The sequence below is a fragment of the Streptomyces sp. NPDC036764 genome, assembly GCF_055609385.1.
In genome coordinates, this window is record NZ_JBVJPT010000006.1 from 294,669 (window position 1) to 313,038 (window position 18,370).

The following is an 18,370-nucleotide window of genomic DNA, read 5'->3' on the forward strand; positions in this document are numbered from 1 at the left end:
TGAGCGTGTGATCCGTTACGACGCCCTGGACGCGCTGCCCGTACGCGGTGCCCTGCCCGGTCTGACCGACGCCCTGGACGGGCACGGCACGGCGGTGCTCGTCGCGCCGCCCGGCACCGGCAAGACGACGCTGGTGCCGCTCGCGCTTGCGGGGCTGCTCGGCGAGGGGCCGGCGCGGCGGGTCGTCGTCGCGGAGCCGCGGCGGATCGCCGCCCGGGCCGCCGCGCGGCGGATGGCGTGGCTGCTGGGCGAGAAGGTCGGCGAGAGCGTCGGTTACACCGTGCGCGGGGAGCGGGTCGTCGGACGCCACGCGCGCGTGGAGGTCGTCACGACCGGTGTGCTGCTCCAGCGGTTGCAGCGCGACCAGGAGCTCGCGGGCGTGGACGTCGTGATCCTCGACGAGTGCCACGAGCGGCATCTGGACGCGGACACGGTGGCGGCGTTCCTTTGGGACGTACGGCAGGCCCTTCGGCCGGAGCTGCGGCTGGTGGCCGCGTCGGCGACGACGGACGCGCAGGGGTGGGCGCGCCTGCTGGGCGACGCGCCGGTCGTGGAGGCCGAGGGCACCGCGCACCCCGTGGACGTGGTGTGGGCGCCGCCGACGCGTCCCGTACGGCCGCCGCACGGCATGCGGGTCGACCCGGCTCTGCTGACGCATGTGGCGTCGGTGGTACGGCGGGCGCTGGCCGAGCGGGCCGGGGACGTGCTGTGTTTCCTGCCGGGCACGGGCGAGATCGCGCGGGTGGCCGGGCAACTGGGGGATCTCGGGGACGTCGAGGTGCTCCAGGTGCACGGGCGGGCGCCGGCGGCCGTGCAGGACGCGGTGCTGGCCGGCGGGGAGCGACGCCGGGTGGTGCTGGCGACGTCCGTGGCGGAGTCGTCGCTGACGGTGCCCGGGGTGCGGGTGGTCGTCGACTCCGGGCTGGCGCGGGAGCCCCGCGTCGACCACGCCCGCGGGCTGAGCGCCCTGACGACGGTACGGGCTTCGCAGGCGGCCGGGCGGCAGCGGGCGGGGCGGGCCGGGCGTGAGGCGCCGGGCGCGGTGTACCGCTGCTGGACGGAGGCCGAGGACACCCGGCTCCCCCGCTTCCCGTCGCCGGAGATCAAGGTGGCCGACCTGACGGCCTTCGCCTTGCAGGCGGCGTGCTGGGGTGACCCGGAGGCGACGGGGCTGGCCCTGCTGGACCCACCGCCGGGCGGCGCGATGGCGGCGGCGAGAAGCGTCCTGACGGCCATCGGCGCCGTGGACACGGACGGCCGGGCCACACCGCGCGGCACCGCCTTGGCCCGCCTGGGGCTGCATCCCCGGCTGGGACGGGCACTCGTGGACACGTCCGGCGAGGGCGCCGAGGTGGTCGCGCTCCTGAGCGAGGAGCCCCCGAGGGACTACGGCGACGACCTGACCGCCGCGCTACGGACGGCCCGACGCTGCGGTGACGCCTATGCGGGGCGCTGGCGCGCGGAGGTACGGCGGTTGCGGACGAACAGCGGGGGCACGCAGGCACGGGGCGCGGGCGCCAGCGCGATGACACGGGGCGGAGACGACCGCACGGCGACGCACGGCGGGAGCGACCGCCCCGCGGTGCATGGCGGAGGCGAGCGCACCCCGGCACACGGCGGAGACGAGCGGCCCCCGGCGCACGGCGGCAACGACCGCACCCCGGCCCCCGGCAAGAGCGACCGCGCCTCAGCGCACGGCGGAGACGAGCGAATCGCCGGGCTTGTCGCTGCCCTCGCCTTCCCCGAGCGTGTTGCCAAGGCTGACGGTGGTTCCTATCTCATGGCCTCCGGGACGCGGGCCGAGTTGCGTGACGGGAGTCCGTTGCGGGGTGCGCAGTGGATCGCCGTGGCTGTGGCGGACCGGCCCGTGGGCAAGGGGCACGCGCGGGTGCAGCTCGCCGCGGCGGTGGACGAGGACACGGCTCGGTCGGCGGCGGCCTCGCTGTATCACGCGGGCCAGGAGGTGCACTGGGCCGACGGGGACGTCGTCGCCCGGCGGGTCGAGCGGCTCGGGGCGATAGAGCTCGCGGTGCGGCCTCTGAAGGACGCCGACCCCGTTCTCGTACGCGACGCTCTGCTCGAAGGGCTGCGGCAGGAAGGGTTCGGCCTGTTGCGCTGGTCCGCCGACGCCGGCGTACTGCGGCAGCGGCTCGCCTTCCTGCGGCTGCATCTCGGGGAGCCGTGGCCCGATGTCCGCGACGACGCGCTGCACGCGCGCGTGGACGAGTGGCTGGAGCCCGAGCTGGGGCGGGCCCGGCGGCGGGGCGACCTGGCGCGGATCGACGCCGGGGCGGCGCTCGCGCGGCTGCTCCCGTGGGCCTCGGGGGACGCCGGGCGGCTGGACGAGCTGGCCCCGGAGCGGATCGCCGTACCCAGTGGGTCCAGGATCCGGATCGACTACGGCAATCCGGAGCAGCCCGTGCTCGCCGTGAAGTTGCAGGAGATGTTCGGCCTGCACGAGTCGCCGGCCGTGGCCGGGGTGCCGCTCCTGGTCCATCTCCTCTCCCCCGCCGGCCGGCCCGCGGCCGTGACCGCGGACCTCGCCTCCTTCTGGAAGGACGGCTACAAGGGCGTACGGGCGGAGCTGCGCGGTCGCTATCCCAAGCACCCGTGGCCCGAGGATCCCGCGGGCGCCGAGCCGACCCGGCACACCAACGCCCGGCTCAGGCGGTGACCGGCTCCGGCTCGGTTTCCTTCGTCGGTTCCGGGCCGCCGGGGCGGCGGCCGCGCGCCTCCAGGTAGAGGGAGAGCGCGAGGAGGAGGACGCCGAGGGTCAGGAAGCCCCAGGGCAGGTACGACGTCAGCAGCAGGACCAGCGTGCGGTTGGAGCTGACGAGGTCGACGGTGTAGTCGATGTAGTCCTCGCGCATCTTCACGTGGCCCGCGAACGCCGTCACCTTGTCGCGGCCACCGAGCAGGGTGCCGCCGCGCAGTTCCTCCTTGTGGATCTCCTCGCCGTAGACGGGGGCGCCGGTGAGGGGTTCGACCCAGAACTTGCGGACGGTGGTGTACCAGCGGGTGGTGCCCGTCTTGGCGACGGACTCCGGCGTGATGCCCTGGACCGGCATCGTCTTGGGGAACGTCACCTTGGTCCACGGGATGGTCTGCTCGAAGTAGTAGACCTCGACACCGCGGAAGTCCTGAGTGCCCTTGTAGTGGATGGGGGCGGTGATCCGTGCCTGGGCGTCGAAGTACTCGTAGTCCCGCTTCTCCGTCAGGAAGGGCCACTTGAACTCGATGCCCTGCCGTCTGACCGGATCGCCGTCGACCATCTCGCCCGTGGCGTGGACGGGTTCCTGGCTGTGGGCGTCGAAGATGTAGCGCTCGGGGATCTTGGAGACCATCTTGCCGTCGGGACCGACGACATAGGAGAGGCCGTCCCAGACGACGACGTCCTTGCCGGCCGTCTTCTCGATCTTCTCCGACTCCTCGACGTTGCCCTTCAGCGTCTGCACGATGGTGACCTTGGGGACCTTGCGGGCCTTCATCGTGCCGTAGTCGAGGAGGGTCGCGTCCTTCGCCTCCAGGACCATGTCCTGGTACTGGTTCGCCGGGATCTTCGCCAGGCGCGGGTAGGCGTACCAGCGCAGCAGCGGGGACAGGGCCGCGAAGAACACGGCGAGGGCGAGCAGGATCAGACTGACCTTGCGGCGCATCTCGGCCTCCCTCTCCCGGGCGGGGCGGTTACGGGTGTGCGGGCACCGTCGTCAGCAGCGGCTTCGGGGAGGTCTCGCCCGTCGGTGAGCCCATCGCGGTGAGCGCGAGGACCAGGGCGAGCGCGACGGCGAGGCCGGTCGCGGCGGCGATCAGGGCACGCATACGGGCCTCCCGGAACCCCGGAGCTGATTCATCTGCTTCTGCGGCTACATCTGCTTCTGCGGCTACATCGGCTACATCTGATACGTCGTCAGGTCCGGCACCGTAGCAACGCTCGGGCGAGATGAGAACACGTTGCACACACAGACGAAGGGCGCCCTGTCCGCCGGAGCGGAAGAGCGCCCTTCGTACGGGTGCCGGTGGGGCTATGCGCTGGGGCTCGGGCTCGCCGAGGCCGAGCCGGACTCCGACTCCGAGGGGGTGGGGCTGGGCGTCGTGTCGGCCGCCGCCACCTTGAGCTCGACGGTCAGGGTCGCGCCGCCCGCGGTGTTGATGCGGAGCAGGAACGTGCCGGTGGCGTCGTCGGCGTACAGCTTGGGCAGCTTGAGCAGGCCCTTCGCGTCCGTCGTCAGACCGGTCAGGGTGCGCACCGCCTTGCCGTCGGCGTCCTTGAAGTAGGGGCCCTTGTCGTTCTCGGTCGCGTCGTCCGCCGACTTGATGAGCGTGGCGGTGGCCGCGACCTTGTCCGCGACGGCCCCCTTGTATGTCGCCTTCACCTCGACCTGGTCGGCGAACTCGCCGCCCGGGGTGCAGGTCAGGGCGTCCTCGCTGGTGCGGGCGAGGGTGTCGGCGGCACGCTCGGTGACGGTGGCCGTGTAGTCGAGCCCGGTGACCGTGCGGCCGACGACGGTGGCGCGCACGACGAACTCGCCGGTGTTCTCGCCCGCCTGGAGCGCGGGCGCCACCGCCTCACCGATGCTGTTGGTGAGGACCGTGGCGTATTTCTCGCCGGTGCTGAACGCGGCGTCGGTGGCACCGATGATCGCGAAGCGGACGCGGACCTTCGGGACTGCCTTGCCGGCCTTGGTCTCGGCGCGGGCGCTGATCTTCTCGGTGAAGGCGTCGCCCGCCATCGCGCTGAGCTTGGCGGTCCCCGCGTCCTCCAGGTGGTGGACGGTGTCGGTGGGGGTGGCCGGCGGAGTGCTCGGCGGCGTCGTGCTCGGCGGGGTCGGCTCGGGGCTCGTGGTGCCGCCGTTGTCGCCGCCGGGCTTGGGGCTGCTCGGCGGGGTCGGTGTCGTCGGTGCGGCGGGCGGCGTCGGCGTGGGGCTCGCGCCCGCCGTGTCGTCGCTGCGGTCGGAGGGGAGGGTGCCCGTGCCGTCCGGGATCTCGTGGGTGCCCTTGCGGTAGTACTCCAGCCACCTCAGGACGAGGTTCAGATAGTCCTGCGAGTTGTTGTAGCTGAGGATCGCGCTGTCGAGGTCGCCCTTGGTGGACAGGTCCCAGCCGAAGCGGCACAGATAGTGGCCGGCGGCGAGCGCGGCGTCGTAGACGTTGTTGGGGTCCTTCTTCCCGTCGCCGTTGCCGTCGCGGCCGGCCCACTCCCAGGTGGACGGGATGAACTGCATGGGGCCGACGGCACGGTCGTAGGAACTGTCGCCGTCGTAGGCGCCGCCGTCGGTGTCGCTGATGCTCGCGAAGCCGTTGCCGTTGAGCTGCGGGCCCAGAATCGGTGAGAGCGTGTTGCCGTTCGCGTCGACCCGGCCACCGCGGGCCTGGCCCGACTCGACCTTGCCGATGGCGGCGAGCAGCTCCCAGGGGAGGTTGCAGCCGGGCTTGGCCTGCTGGAGCGCGGTCGCGGCCTTCTTGTAGGCGTCGAGGACGGTCGCGGGGATGCCCGCCTCGCTCGTGCCCTGGGTGACGGGCGTGCCGGTGGTGGGCGAGGGGTTGGGGCTGTTGAGCGGCGGCAGGTCCGTGTAGTACGGCGAGTTGCCGGTCGCGCTGTTCTCGGCGGGCGTGTCCGGGGACGGCTGGGTGCCGGTGGTGACCTTTCTGCCGGCGTCGTCGGTCATCACTCCCGGAGCCTGGGACGCGGCCAGTGCCGCGACCACGACCGCGGCGACCGTGGTGTTCACCGCGCCCTTGCGGAGCCTGCCGAATTGCGCCGCCATGAAATGGACCCTCCCGTGGACGCCCGAGCGCCCGACTCCGTCTGCCGGGCTCGCCGTGTCGTGCTCGCCCCTGTAGTGACGATCGACTCGCCGCGACAGTTGCCCTCGCGGCGCACCTTCGTCGCTGTTCTTCTGTTCGACCGCATCCCCGTGGCGCAGCGACCCAGGCGACCCTACGACAACTTCCTTTGCAGGGTCACCCGTTGGTGCCCGATTTTTACCGCTTGGCCATGTGAGAGCTGTCCGTCGTACGCCCCGCATACTGGCTACTCCGACGACCTGGATCGGCCGGTCGCGCAACACCCCCCGCGAGGAGCCCCGTTGCCGTTCACGCTCAGCCATGCGGCGGCCGTACTGCCGGCCGTCCGCACCGACGGAACCGGCCGCGGCACGCTCGTACCGGCCATGCTGGTGGCGGGTTCCTTCTCTCCCGACATGACCTATTACGCGGCGAGTGTCCTGTCCGGGGCGATGGGGTTCGGCGACGTCACGCACTCGTTCGCGGGCGTGTTCACGGTCGATGTGGTGGTCGCCTGGGCGCTGGTGGGCCTGTGGCTCCTGCTGCGCGAACCGCTCGTGGCACTGCTGCCGGCTCGGCGGCAGGCGCGGGTGGCCACGCTGTTGCGCTGCGGGGCGCCCCGCGCGCGTGTCCGGCCGTCGGTGGCGGCGCGCTGGTACGTCTCGGCCGCGCTCGGCGCGCTGACGCATGTCGTGTGGGACGCGTTCACGCATCTCGACCGCTGGGGAATGCGGCTGTTCCCCGTGCTGGGCGAGGAGATCGCGGGATCGCCGCTGTACTGGTACCTCCAGTACGGCGGTTCGGCGGTGGCGGCGGTCGTCATCGCCGCGTTCGTCATCGTGGCGCTACGTCGGACACACCCGGGCGCGCCCGTCGGGGTTCCCGCGCTCTCGGTACGCGACCGGTGGTGGGCCGGCGCCGTGATCGGTGCCCTGGCCGTGGTGGCCGCGGTGCAGCGGGCGGCGCGGTGGTGGGCGTACTGGGGGTCGACCGCCAAGTACTGGGAGCTGATTCCCACGCTGTGCTTCGGTGCGGGCGCGGGGCTCGTCCTGGGGCTTGTGCTGTACGCCCTCGGGGTCAGGGTGTGGCGTCCTGTTCCGCGCCCGGGCAGTGCGGGTGCCGATGGGGCGGGGCGGGAGCCGAGCCGTCCCGCTGTTCGCTGAGGGCGCGGGCGGTCGCCACGAACACCGTGACGGCGCGGACGGGGCGCGAGCGGGCTAGGGCCGTGCGGGCGAGGGCGAGCCGGCTGCGGAGCGTCGCCGTCGTCCGCAGCAGGGGTGCCATCAGGTCGGCCGGGATGCGGGCGGTGCTTGCGTCGGCGGCGAAGTGCGGGACCGAGGGCGGTCTGGTGGCGGGGGCGTCGTCGCTGGTCACGTTCGCCGGTGCCGGTGTGGTCCGGCGATGGAGCATGCGTATACCCATGCCCGCATCCTTACGGGCGGTGGGTGCCGGGAGCGTGTTTGCGGGGGCCACGCGAGTGACGGGTCCCTCCGGGGGTGGGGCCGGGGCCGGAGCGTCTGCCGGGTGGTGTCGGGTCGGGGCCGCGGGTCCGTTGTGGCCGGTCGCGCAGTTCCCCGCGCCCCTGAAAAAACCCCGCGCCCCTGGAGGAGTCCTCCGCATGCCCGGACCGGTACCGCCCCATCTACCCGGTCGCGGTTCCTTTCGGGCTGCGGGTCCGCTGTGGCTCGTCGCGCAGTTCCCCGCGCCCCTGAGAAAACCGCGCGCCCCTGGAGGGGCGCGGGGCGTTCTGGACGGGGTGGCGGAGGGGCTAGTGCGCTGCTGATTCCCAGTCCGGGCCGGCGCCTACCGAGACGCCCAGGGGGACGTTGAGGTGGACGGCGTCGGACATTTCGCGGCGGACCAGGGTCTCGGCCGCCTCGCGTTCGCCGGGGGCGATCTCCAGGACGATTTCGTCGTGGACCTGGAGGAGCATGCGGGAGGTGAGGTTCTCCTCGCGCAGGGCGCGGTCCACGTTCAGCATGGCGATCTTGACGATGTCCGCCGCCGTGCCCTGGATGGGGGCGTTGAGGGCCATGCGCTCGGCCGCCTCACGACGCTGGCGGTTGTCGCTGTTGAGGTCGGGGAGGTAGCGGCGGCGGCCGAAGAGCGTGGCCGTGTACCCCGTCGCCCTGGCCTCGTCGACCGCGCGGCGCAGATAGTCCCGTACCCCGCCGAAGCGCTCGAAGTAGGCGTCCATCAGGGCGCGGGCCTCACCCGCGTCGATGTTGAGCTGCTGCGAGAGCCCGAAGGCCGACAGACCGTACGCCAGGCCGTACGACATGGCCTTGATCTTGCGGCGCATCTCCGCGTCCACCGCGGCCGGCTCCACGGCGAAGACCTGTGAGGCGGCCGTGGTGTGCAGGTCCTCCCCCGAGGTGAACGCCTCGATCAGGCCCTCGTCCTCGGAGAGGTGGGCCATCACGCGCAGCTCGATCTGGCTGTAGTCGGCGGTCATCAGGGACTCGAAGCCCTCGCCGACCACGAAGCCCCGGCGGATCGCCCGGCCCTCGTCGGTGCGGACCGGGATGTTCTGCAGGTTCGGGTCCGTGGAGGACAGCCGGCCCGTCGCGGCGACCGTCTGGTTGAAGGTGGTGTGGATCCGGCCGTCCGCGGCGATGGTCTTGATCAGGCCCTCGACGGTGACGCGCAGCTTCGCCTGCTCGCGGTGGCGCAGCATGATGACCGGCAGTTCGTTGTCGGTCTGGCCGGCGAGCCAGGCCAGGGCGTCGGCGTCCGTGGTGTAGCCGGTCTTCGTCTTCTTCGTCTTGGGCAGGGCGAGCTCGCCGAAGAGGACCTCCTGGAGCTGCTTGGGCGAGCCCAGGTTGAACTCGTGCCCGGCCGCCGCGTGCGCCTCCTTCACGGCCTGCTGCACCGCGCCCGCGAACATCTGCTCCATGGCCTCCAGATGGGCCCGGTCGGCCGCGATGCCGTGCCGCTCCATGCGGGCCAGCAGGGCGGACGTCGGCAGCTCCATGTCCCGCAGCAGGTCCGCGGCGCCGACCTCCTGAAGGCGGCCCTCGAAGGCTTCGCCCAGGTCGAGGACCGCGCGGGCCTGGACCATCAGCGCCTCGGCCTCGGCGCCGTCGTCCGCGCCGAAGGCGAGCTGGCCGTCGGCAGCGGCGGCCGGGGCCAGCTCGCGGTGGAGGTACTCCAGGGACAGCGCGTCCAGGTCGAAGGAGCGGCGGCCCGGCTTGACCAGGTAGGCGGCGAGCGCGGTGTCCATGCGGACGCCGTCGATGGTCCAGCCGTGCTCGGCGAAGACGCGCATCGCGCCCTTGGCGTTGTGGAAGACCTTCGGCTTGGCGGCGTCGGCCAGCCAGGCCGCGAACGCCTTCTCGTCGGCCTCGTCCAGTTGCGACGGGTCGAACCAGCCGGCCGCGCCGCCGCCCGCCGCGAGAGCCACCTCGGCGACCGAGCCGGTGCCCAGGGCCCAGGTGTCGACGGTGGCGACACCCAGGACCTCGCCCGCGTGCTCCGCCAGCCAGCCGGCCAGTTCGCCGGTGCCGAGCACCGCGCCGTCGATCTCCACGCCTTCGGTGGCGATCGGGGTGGCCTCGGCCTCCTCGGCGCCGGGGTCGACGCCGAAGAGCCGCTCGCGCAGGGACGGGTTCCTGATCTCCAGGGTGTCCAGGACCATGGACACGGCCTTGCGGTCGTACGGCTCGCGCGCGAGCTCGGTGACGGTCTTGGGGAGCTCGACCTGACGCTCCAGCTCGGTGAGGCGGCGGTTGAGCTTGACCGCGTCCAGGTGGTCGCGGAGGTTCTGGCCGGCCTTGCCCTTGACCTCCTCGACGCGCTCGACCAGCTCCGCGAACGAACCGAACTGGTTGATCCACTTCGCGGCGGTCTTCTCGCCGACGCCCGGGATGCCCGGCAGGTTGTCGGACGGGTCGCCGCGCAGGGCCGCGAAGTCGGGGTACTGGGCGGGCGTCAGACCGTACTTCTCGAAGACCTTCTCCGGGGTGAAGCGGGTCAGCTCGGAGACGCCCTTCGTCGGGTACAGCACCGTCGTCCGGTCGCTGACCAGTTGGAAGGAGTCCCGGTCGCCGGTGACGATCAGCACCTCGAAGCCGTCGGCCTCGGCCTGGGTGGCGAGGGTGGCGATCACGTCGTCGGCCTCGAAGCCGTCGACCGCGAAGCGTGAGACGTGCATCGCGTCGAGGAGCTCGCCGATCAGCTCGACCTGGCCCTTGAACTCGTCCGGGGTCTTGGAGCGGTTCGCCTTGTACTCGGTGAACTCCGCGGAGCGCCAGGTCTTGCGGGACACGTCGAAGGCCACGGCGAAGTGCGTGGGCGCCTCGTCGCGCAGCGTGTTGGCCAGCATCGACGCGAAGCCGTAGATCGCGTTCGTCGGCTGGCCGGTCGCGGTCGTGAAGTTCTCCGCGGGGAGCGCGAAGAACGCGCGGTAGGCCAGCGAGTGCCCGTCCATGAGCATCAGGCGGGGCCGGCTGTCCCCGGGGTTGCTGTCGGTCTTCTTCGATGCTGTCTCTGCCACGCCCCCGATCCTGCCACGCCCCACTGACACTCGGTCCCCATCGGGGGTGCGGCCCCGTGGAGGGGATGTGCGGGCCGTGGGGGTGGGGCGTCCCAGGTGCCGGAACCGCCCGCCGCGTCGTCCGTCCCGCATGCGAGGATCGGCGATGTAGCTCACACGTGTACATGAAGAGGAGTGCGCGATGGCCACCAAGCCGCCCAAGGGTGATCCGGTTCAGGACGCGCCGCAGGTCGCCGAGCCTCAGCATGCGGCGGCGGGGCTGCCTGCCATCGGGCACACTCTGCGCATCGCGCAGCAGCAGATGGGTGTGAAGCGGACCATGTTGACGCTGCTCAGCGTCAACCAGAAGAACGGCTTCGACTGCCCGGGCTGCGCCTGGCCGGAGCCGGACCACCGGCACAAGGCGGAGTTCTGTGAGAACGGCGCGAAGGCGGTGGCCGAGGAGGCGACCCTGCGCCGGGTCACCCCGGAGTTCTTCGCCGCCCACTCCGTGGCCGACCTCGCGAGCCGCAGCGGGTACTGGCTGGGGCAGCAGGGCAGGCTGACGCACCCGATGTACCTCCCCGAGGGCGGCACGCACTACGAGCCGGTCACCTGGGAGCGGGCCTTCGACATCGTCGCCGAGGACATCGGCGCCCTCGGCTCCCCCGACGAGGCCGTCTTCTACACCTCGGGCCGCACCAGCAACGAGGCCGCGTTCCTCTACCAGCTCTTCGCGCGCGAGCTCGGCACGAACAACCTGCCGGACTGCTCCAACATGTGCCACGAGTCGTCCGGGTCGGCGCTCTCCGAGACCATCGGCATCGGCAAGGGCAGCGTCCTGCTCGACGATCTGTACAAGGCCGAGCTGATCATCGTCGCCGGACAGAACCCGGGGACGAACCACCCGCGCATGCTGTCCGCCCTTGAGAAGGCCAAGGCGAACGGCGCGAAGATCATCACCGTCAACCCGCTGCCCGAGGCCGGCCTGGAGCGGTTCAAGAACCCGCAGACCCCGCAGGGCATGTTCAAGGGCGCCGCGCTCACGGACCTGTTCCTCCAGATCCGCATCGGCGGCGACCAGGCCCTGTTCCGTCTCCTCAACAAGCTCATCCTGGAGACGGAGGGCGCGCTCGACGAGGAGTTCGTGCGCGACCACACCCATGGCTACGAGGAGTTCGCCGAGGCCGCTCGCGCCGCCGACTGGGACGAGACCCTGACGGCGACCGGCCTCACGCGCGAGGACATCGACAAGGCCATGGCGATGATCCTGGCCTCCCGGCGCACCATCGTGTGCTGGGCGATGGGCCTGACCCAGCACAAGCACTCGGTGCCGACGATCCGCGAGGTCGTCAACTTCCTTCTGCTGCGCGGCGACATCGGCCGTCCGGGCTCGGGCGTGTGCCCGGTGCGCGGTCACTCGAACGTGCAGGGCGACCGCACCATGGGCATCTTCGAGCGGCCCGCCGCGGCGTTCCTGGACGCGCTGGAGAAGGAGTTCGGCTTCGCGCCGCCGCGCGAGCACGGCTTCGACGTCGTACGCGCCATCCGCGCGCTGCGTGACGGCGAGGCGAAGGTCTTCTTCGCGATGGGCGGCAACTTCGTGGCCGCCACGCCCGACACCGACGTCACCGAGGCGGCCGTGCGGCGCGCCCGGCTGACCGTGCACGTGTCGACGAAGCTCAACCGCAGCCATGCCGTCACGGGCGCCCGCGCGCTGATCCTGCCGACGCTGGGCCGCACCGAGCGCGATCTCCAGGGCAGCGGCGAGCAGTTCGTGACCGTCGAGGACTCCATGGGCATGGTGCACGCCTCGCGCGGCCGTCTGGAGCCGGCGAGCGGGCATCTGCTGTCGGAGCCGGCGATCGTGTGCCGTCTGGCGCGGAGGGTGCTCGGCGAGAACAGCCGCACACCGTGGGAGGAGTTCGAGAAGGACTACGCGACCGTGCGCGACCGCATCGCGCGCGTGATCCCCGGCTTCGAGGACTTCAACGCGCGCGTGGCCCGCCCCGGCGGCTTCACGCTCCCGCACGCCCCGCGCGACGAGCGCCGCTTCCCGACGGCGACCGGCAAGGCCAACTTCACGGCGGCCCCGGTCGAGTACCCGAAGGTCCCCGAGGGACGGCTGCTGCTGCAGACCCTGCGCTCGCACGACCAGTACAACACCACGATCTACGGCCTCGACGACCGTTACCGGGGCATCAAAAACGGCCGCCGGGTGGTCATGATCAACCCCGAGGACGCACAGCGCCTGAAGATCGCCGACGGCTCGTACGTCGACCTGGTCGGGGAGTGGAAGGACGGCGTCGAGCGGCGGGCGCCCGGCTTCCGGGTCGTGCACTATCCGACGGCCCGGGGCTGCGCGGCGGCGTACTACCCGGAGACCAATGTCCTGGTCCCGCTGGATGCCACCGCGGACACCAGCAACACCCCGGCCAGCAAGTCCGTCGTCGTCCGTCTGGAACAATCGGCGACCGACTGAGCGTTTGCTCAGTCGTCCCGCAGCGACTGAGCAGAATGAACGGAGCCGACCCCATGGGCGAGCAGCAGCACGTGAAGTTCCCGCAAGAGGTCATCGACGAGTACGCCGCGCTCGGCGTCGACCTGCCGGCCCTGTTCTCCGCCGGGCATCTCGGTACGCGCATGGGCGTCGAGATCGTCGAGGCGTCCGCGGAGCGGGTCGTCGGGACCATGCCGGTGGAGGGGAACACCCAGCCTTACGGGCTGCTGCACGGCGGCGCCTCCGCGGTGCTCGCCGAGACGCTCGGGTCGGTGGGGTCGATGCTGCACGCCGGGACCTCCAAGATCGCGGTCGGCGTCGACCTCAACTGCACCCATCACCGGGGCGTGCGCTCCGGCCTCGTGACGGGCGTGGCCACGCCGCTGCACCAGGGCCGCTCGACGGCGACGTACGAGATCGTGATCAGTGACGACCAGGGGCGGCGGGTGTGCAGCGCGCGGCTCACCTGTCTGCTGCGCGACGTGAAGCCGGGCGACGGGGAGCACCTCCGGCCGGCGAACTGAAGCCGACGCCTTGACGACGACGGCGTGACCACAACCCCCTTGGGCCTACCGACCGTTGAAACGCCCGCACCCGACGGCATAACGTCGGGGGCATGACGACGGGAGGACCCCGCCGCAAGGGGGTCGCGCTCGGACCGGCGCTGCTGGCCGCCGTACTGGCGGCCGGCTGCGGGGGTCCGGGCGCCCGAGGCGAGGCGCCCGAGCCCCGGGCGAGCGCCAACTCCCCCTCCGCGTCGGCGACTCCGCCCGCGCAGCTCTGCGCGCACCTCATCGGATACTGGGCGCGCCGGTCCCTGACCGGCGACACCTACGGCGACTACCAGTCGATGGGCCTGTCCGACGGCCAGTACGAGATCCTGCGCAAGGTCGTGGACGCCGCGCGGGCCGAGCGCGAGCGCGCGGACGAACGGTCCGCGGACCGGCTGATCGACCGCAGGGCACGGGAGTTGTGCGCGCAGCGGTACCGCGAAGGCGAGCCGACCGGGGGTCCATGGGGCTGAGCGGGACATTCCTAATTCCAATTTCGGTGCCCTATGCACGAAAAGACCGGGCCGCCGAACACCTTTCACATTCGTAACGCTGTGTAATACGGGTGCAATACGAACCAACAGTTCTCCCGCGGCGACCATCTTTCGCACAGGGCACCCGAGAACCCCTGGTAGCCTCCAGCAACGACCTCGGTAATCACCAAAACACGTGAACACTCGTGAAGAAGCTACGCGCGAACGCTGCGAGTTCTCACAATGTGGACAGGGCGAATCGGCCGGAAATCCGCTCTTCCCCCCACGGAGTACCGCTCTGTGTTACCCCGTGTCATAACAAGAGCGTCACAGCCTTGGTCCAAGCCTCCTCCATGTTCCCCACCCGCGCTTAGAGTCACCGCCAGTCACCGCGCCATCGGATTCGAAGTCACTTCGGCCCAGCGCTCGACTCGGCGAGTTCCATGGGGAGCCGCCGTGCCAGGGAAAGGACCTGATTCGTGCGTCAACGTTCGATCATCGCCATAACCGCCGCGCTCGCGGCGGGATCGCTGACACTCACGGCTTGTGGGTCGCGTGACGACGACGGCGGCAGCAGCAACGGCGACAAGACCACTGTTGTGATCGGTGTCGACGCCCCGCTGACCGGCGACCTGTCGGCCCTCGGCCTCGGCATCAAGAACTCCGCCGACCTGGCCGCCAAGGTGGCCAACAAGAAGGAGTACGTCAAGGGCGTCGAGTTCAAGATCGAGGCCCTCGACGACCAGGCGCAGCCCACCGTCGGCCAGCAGAACGCCGTCAAGTTCATCAACAACAAGGACATCCTCGGCGTCGTCGGCCCGCTGAACTCCAGCGTCTCGCAGCAGATGCAGAAGCCGTTCAACGACGCCGGCCTCACCCAGGTGTCCCCGGCCAACACCGGTACGGAACTGACCCAGGGCGACGGCTGGAAGACCGGCGACTCGGTCCGCCAGTTCAAGACCTTCTTCCGTACGGCCACCACGGACGAGATCCAGGGCGCCTTCGCAGCCGACTACCTGTACAACCAGGCGAAGCTGAAGAAGGTCTACCTGATCGACGACCAGAAGACCTACGGCGCCGGCCTCGCCGCCTCCTTCAAGGCGAACTTCACCAAGTTCGGTGGTCAGATCGTGGGCTCCGACCACGTGAACCCCGACGACCGTGACTTCAACGCCGTGGTCGCCAAGATCAAGAAGACCGGCGCCCAGGCCCTCTACTACGGCGGCGAGTACCCGGCCGCCGGTCCGCTGAGCCAGCAGCTCAAGGACAGCGGCCAGAACATCCCGCTCATGGGCGGCGACGGCATCTACTCCGGTGAGTTCCCGAAGCTGAACAAGAAGGCCGAGGGCGACCTCGCGACCTCCGTGGGCAAGCCGGTCGAGCAGCTCGACTCCGCCAAGACGTTCATCAAGGACTACGAGGCGGCGGGCTACGAGGACGCCTACGAGGCGTACGGCGGCCTCACCTACGACGCCACCTGGGCCATCATCGAGGCCGTGAAGCTGGCGGTCGAGGGCAACGACGGCAAGGTTCCGTCCGACGGCCGCAAGGCGGTCCTGGACGCCATGGCCAAGGTCAAGTTCGACGGCGTCACCGGCACCATCTCGTTCGACGAGTTCGGTGACACCACGAACCACACGATGACCGCGTACAAGGTCAAGAACAACGCGTGGGCGCCGGAGTTCAGCGGCGAGCCCAAGCTCGGATGACGAGGAACGAGTAGAGACTTCCCACTCACACATTGATCCAGGCCGCGCGGGAAGCGCCCATCAGCGCTCCCGCGCGGCGCCATATCCGAACCACTCCACGGAGGCCCTGCGGTGAACGAACTGCCGCAACAGCTGGCCAATGGACTCATCCTCGGCGCGATGTACGGACTCATCGCGATCGGCTACACGATGGTCTACGGCATCGTCCAGCTCATCAACTTCGCCCACGGCGAGATCTTCATGGTCGGGGGCTTCGGGGCCCTCACCGTCTGGTTGGTACTCCCCGAGGGCTTCGGCCTCGGGGCTGCAGTCCCGCTCATGATCATTGGCGGCGTCCTCGTCTCGGTCGCCGTCGGCACAGCGGCGGAACGGTTCGCCTACCGTCCCCTGCGCACCGCGCCACGACTGGCGCCCCTCATCACCGCGATCGGCCTGTCCATCGTCCTCCAGCAGGCCGTGTGGATGTGGTACCCGGACGCGAAGAAGGACCACCCCTTCCCGCAGTTCCAAGGCGGTCCCATCGAGATCCTCGGCGCCAACATCCAGCGCGGTGACCTCTTCGTCCTCATAGCCGCCCCGCTGTGCATGCTCGCCCTGGGCTTCTTCGTCACGAAGACGCGCTCCGGCCGCGGTATGCAGGCCACCGCCCAGGACCCGGACACGGCCAAGCTGATGGGCATCAACACCGACCGCATCATCGTCATGGCGTTCGCCATCGGTGCCGCGTTCGCCGCCGTCGCGGCCGTCGCCTACGGCCTGAAGAACGGCCAGGTCGGCTTCCGCATGGGCTTCCTGATGGGCCTGAAGGCCTTCACGGCGGCCGTGCTCGGCGGCATCGGCAACATCTACGGCGCCATGCTCGGCGGCATCGTCCTCGGCGTCGCGGAGTCCCTCGCCACCGGCTACATCGGCGACATTCCCGGCATGGACCTCTTCGGCGGCGGCGCCTGGAAGGACGTGTGGGCCTTCGCCCTCCTCATCCTCGTCCTGCTGTTCAGGCCACAGGGTCTGCTCGGCGAACGCGTCGCGGATCGGGCGTGATACGCATGACCACCGAGATCCCCATGGACAAGACCTCCGACACCGCCAAGGTGTCCACCGCGGAGGCCACCCCGATCATCCCGCTGCCGCAGGCCGTGGCTCGCGGGCTGGTGGTCGGCGGCTCCGCCCTCGCCCTCATAGGCACCTTCCTCGCCTGGACCTGGACCGAGGAGTTCCCGGGCAACCTGACCGTCACCGGCTACCCGGGCGGCCTTCAGGTGCTCACCCTCTTCGGGTCGCTGCTGACGCTGCTGTTCGCCCTCGCGGGCTACGGCATCCGCGGCCTGGGCTGGCTCACCCCCGGCGGCAAGAACAGCCCCGTCCTGCTCGCCGCCCTCGGCGTGCTCGGCACCACGGGCTACGCCATCGGCGCGATCACCCAGGAGCTCGGCGGCCTGGTCAACCTGGAGCCCGGCGCCTGGGTCTCCGGCATCGGCGCGCTCGTCGCCGTGATCGGCGCCCTCGGCCTCTCCGTCGACCAGCCCTACGACGCGGCGGACCCGACCCCGAGCCTCTGGGGCCGTATCCGTCACTCGCTCACCGCGCCCGACCCCGGCCGTGCCAAGGAACTGCCCAACTGGGTCGAAATCCTGATCATCGCCGCCGGCTTCGGCGTCGGCCTGTACGTCTTCACGTACGGCATCGCCACCGAGTACTCCGAGCTGTTCATCGGCTTCCTGATCATCGCGGCCTTCGGCTTCACCGCCATCACCCGCGCCGGTCTGCTGAAGCGGCTGTCGGCCCTGACCGCCAAGCACCGCAACGTCACCCTCGGGGCGGCGTTCGCCGCGGCGATCTGCTTCCCGTTCACCCAGTCCAACGACCAGTTCGCCCTCATCGGCGCGAACATCCTGATCTTCGCCACGGTCGCCCTGGGCCTCAACGTGGTCGTCGGCCTCGCCGGCCTGCTCGACCTCGGTTACGTCGCCTTCCTCGGCGTCGGCGCCTACGCCGCCGCCCTGGTCTCCGGCTCCCCTTCGTCGACCATCGGCGTCCAGTTCCCGTTCTGGGCGGCCGTTCTCACCGGCGCCGCCGCCTCGCTGATCTTCGGCGTGGTCATCGGCGCTCCGACCCTGCGACTGCGTGGCGACTACCTCGCCATCGTGACGCTCGGCTTCGGTGAGATCTTCCGCATCACCATGAACAACCTGAACGGCAACAGCGGCCCGGACGTCACCAACGGCTCCAACGGCATCCCGCAGATCCCCGACCTGGAGATCCTCGGGTTCAACCTCGGAGTCCCGCACGACGTCCTCGGCCACGAGCTGACCCGCTCGGCCAACTACTACCTGCTGATGCTGGTGTTCACGGCGATCGTCGTGATGGTCTTCCGCCGCTCGGCGGAGTCCCGTATCGGCCGTGCGTGGGTGGCCATCCGCGAGGACGAGACGGCCGCGACCGCGATGGGCATCAACGGCTTCCGTCTGAAGCTCCTCGCCTTCGCGCTCGGCGCCTCCCTCGCCGGTCTCGCGGGCACCGTCCAGGCGCACGTGTCCTACAGCGTCACCCCCGAGCAGTACCAGTTCGCCGGCTCCGTGCCGCCGAACTCCGCGTTCCTGCTCGCCGCCGTCATCCTCGGCGGCATGGGCACCATCAGCGGCCCGCTGATCGGCGCCGCGCTGCTCTACCTGATCCCGGCCAAGCTCCAGTTCATGGCGGAGTACCAGTTGCTGCTCTTCGGCATCGCGCTGATGCTGCTGATGCGCTTCCGTCCCGAGGGCCTGGTCGCCGACCGCAGGAAGCAGCTCGAATTCCACGAGACCGGACAGCTCGACGTACCGGAGGACAAGCCATTGCCCGAAGGCGCGACCGGCGTCGCGAAGGCAGGGGCGTGACCG

At 70.8% G+C, this 18,370-nt stretch carries 13 protein-coding genes; 8 read left to right on the forward strand and 5 right to left on the reverse strand.

The genetic code is table 11. The features are described 5' to 3' along the window. The first annotated feature begins 7 nt into the window (after positions 1-7). Positions 8-2,674 carry an ATP-dependent RNA helicase gene (locus ACZ69Q_RS24185; protein WP_471045285.1) on the forward strand — a complete coding sequence of 889 codons (2,667 nt, stop codon included), beginning with the start codon at positions 8-10 and terminating at the stop codon, positions 2,672-2,674. Here the strand turns inward: ACZ69Q_RS24185 and pgfA are convergent. The 3 genes from pgfA to ACZ69Q_RS24200 form a co-directional block, all read right to left on the reverse strand. Then, the gene (pgfA, locus tag ACZ69Q_RS24190) at positions 2,664-3,656 is read right to left on the reverse strand and encodes a cell envelope lipid trafficking protein PgfA (protein WP_471045286.1); all 993 of its coding nucleotides are present in this window, start codon (positions 3,654-3,656) and stop codon (positions 2,664-2,666) included. The genes ACZ69Q_RS24185 and pgfA overlap by 11 nt on opposite strands. Before the next feature lie 28 nt (positions 3,657-3,684). Continuing rightward, positions 3,685-3,819, reverse strand: coding sequence for an SPW_0924 family protein (locus ACZ69Q_RS24195; RefSeq protein ID WP_269645629.1), 135 nt, complete (start codon positions 3,817-3,819; stop codon positions 3,685-3,687). Positions 3,820-4,022: 203 nt separating this feature from the next. Next, positions 4,023-5,765 carry a lytic transglycosylase domain-containing protein gene (locus ACZ69Q_RS24200; RefSeq protein ID WP_471045290.1) on the reverse strand — a complete coding sequence of 581 codons (1,743 nt, stop codon included), beginning with the start codon at positions 5,763-5,765 and terminating at the stop codon, positions 4,023-4,025. 321 nt (positions 5,766-6,086) lie between these two features. Here ACZ69Q_RS24200 and ACZ69Q_RS24205 point away from each other — a divergent pair, with 321 nt between their 5' ends. Then, complete coding sequence (locus ACZ69Q_RS24205) at positions 6,087-6,947, forward strand: DUF4184 family protein (RefSeq protein WP_471045292.1); 861 nt, start codon at positions 6,087-6,089, stop codon at positions 6,945-6,947. Here ACZ69Q_RS24205 and ACZ69Q_RS24210 read toward each other — a convergent pair. Both ACZ69Q_RS24210 and polA read right to left on the reverse strand, forming a co-directional pair. Next, positions 6,862-7,206 (reverse strand): hypothetical protein, encoded by a 345-nt coding sequence (locus ACZ69Q_RS24210; RefSeq protein WP_471045295.1) that lies wholly within the window; start codon positions 7,204-7,206, stop codon positions 6,862-6,864. The genes ACZ69Q_RS24205 and ACZ69Q_RS24210 overlap by 86 nt on opposite strands. A 346-nt stretch (positions 7,207-7,552) precedes the next feature. Further along, complete coding sequence (polA, locus tag ACZ69Q_RS24215) at positions 7,553-10,279, reverse strand: DNA polymerase I (RefSeq protein WP_471045298.1); 2,727 nt, start codon at positions 10,277-10,279, stop codon at positions 7,553-7,555. Positions 10,280-10,460: 181 nt separating this feature from the next. On the opposite strand from polA, the gene ACZ69Q_RS24220 reads away from it, so the two are divergent. The 6 genes from ACZ69Q_RS24220 (at position 10,461) to ACZ69Q_RS24245 (ending at position 18,367) form a co-directional block, all read left to right on the forward strand. Continuing rightward, a complete protein-coding gene (locus tag ACZ69Q_RS24220) occupies positions 10,461-12,740 on the forward strand; it encodes an FdhF/YdeP family oxidoreductase (RefSeq protein WP_471045301.1) in 2,280 nt (759 codons plus the stop codon). A gap of 53 nt (positions 12,741-12,793) precedes the next feature. Continuing rightward, positions 12,794-13,282, forward strand: coding sequence for a hotdog fold thioesterase (locus ACZ69Q_RS24225; RefSeq protein ID WP_471045304.1), 489 nt, complete (start codon positions 12,794-12,796; stop codon positions 13,280-13,282). A 92-nt stretch (positions 13,283-13,374) separates the two neighbouring features. Then, entirely contained in the window at positions 13,375-13,782 is a 408-nt protein-coding gene (locus tag ACZ69Q_RS24230; protein WP_471045306.1) for a hypothetical protein, read from the forward strand. A gap of 479 nt (positions 13,783-14,261) precedes the next feature. Further along, positions 14,262-15,491, forward strand: coding sequence for a branched-chain amino acid ABC transporter substrate-binding protein (locus tag ACZ69Q_RS24235; protein ID WP_471045308.1), 1,230 nt, complete (start codon positions 14,262-14,264; stop codon positions 15,489-15,491). 111 nt (positions 15,492-15,602) lie between these two features. Next, positions 15,603-16,532, forward strand: coding sequence for a branched-chain amino acid ABC transporter permease (locus ACZ69Q_RS24240; protein WP_471045311.1), 930 nt, complete (start codon positions 15,603-15,605; stop codon positions 16,530-16,532). Between the two features lie 23 nt (positions 16,533-16,555). Beyond that, positions 16,556-18,367 carry a branched-chain amino acid ABC transporter permease gene (locus ACZ69Q_RS24245; RefSeq protein WP_471045595.1) on the forward strand — a complete coding sequence of 604 codons (1,812 nt, stop codon included), beginning with the start codon at positions 16,556-16,558 and terminating at the stop codon, positions 18,365-18,367. Positions 18,368-18,370: the final 3 nt, after the last annotated feature.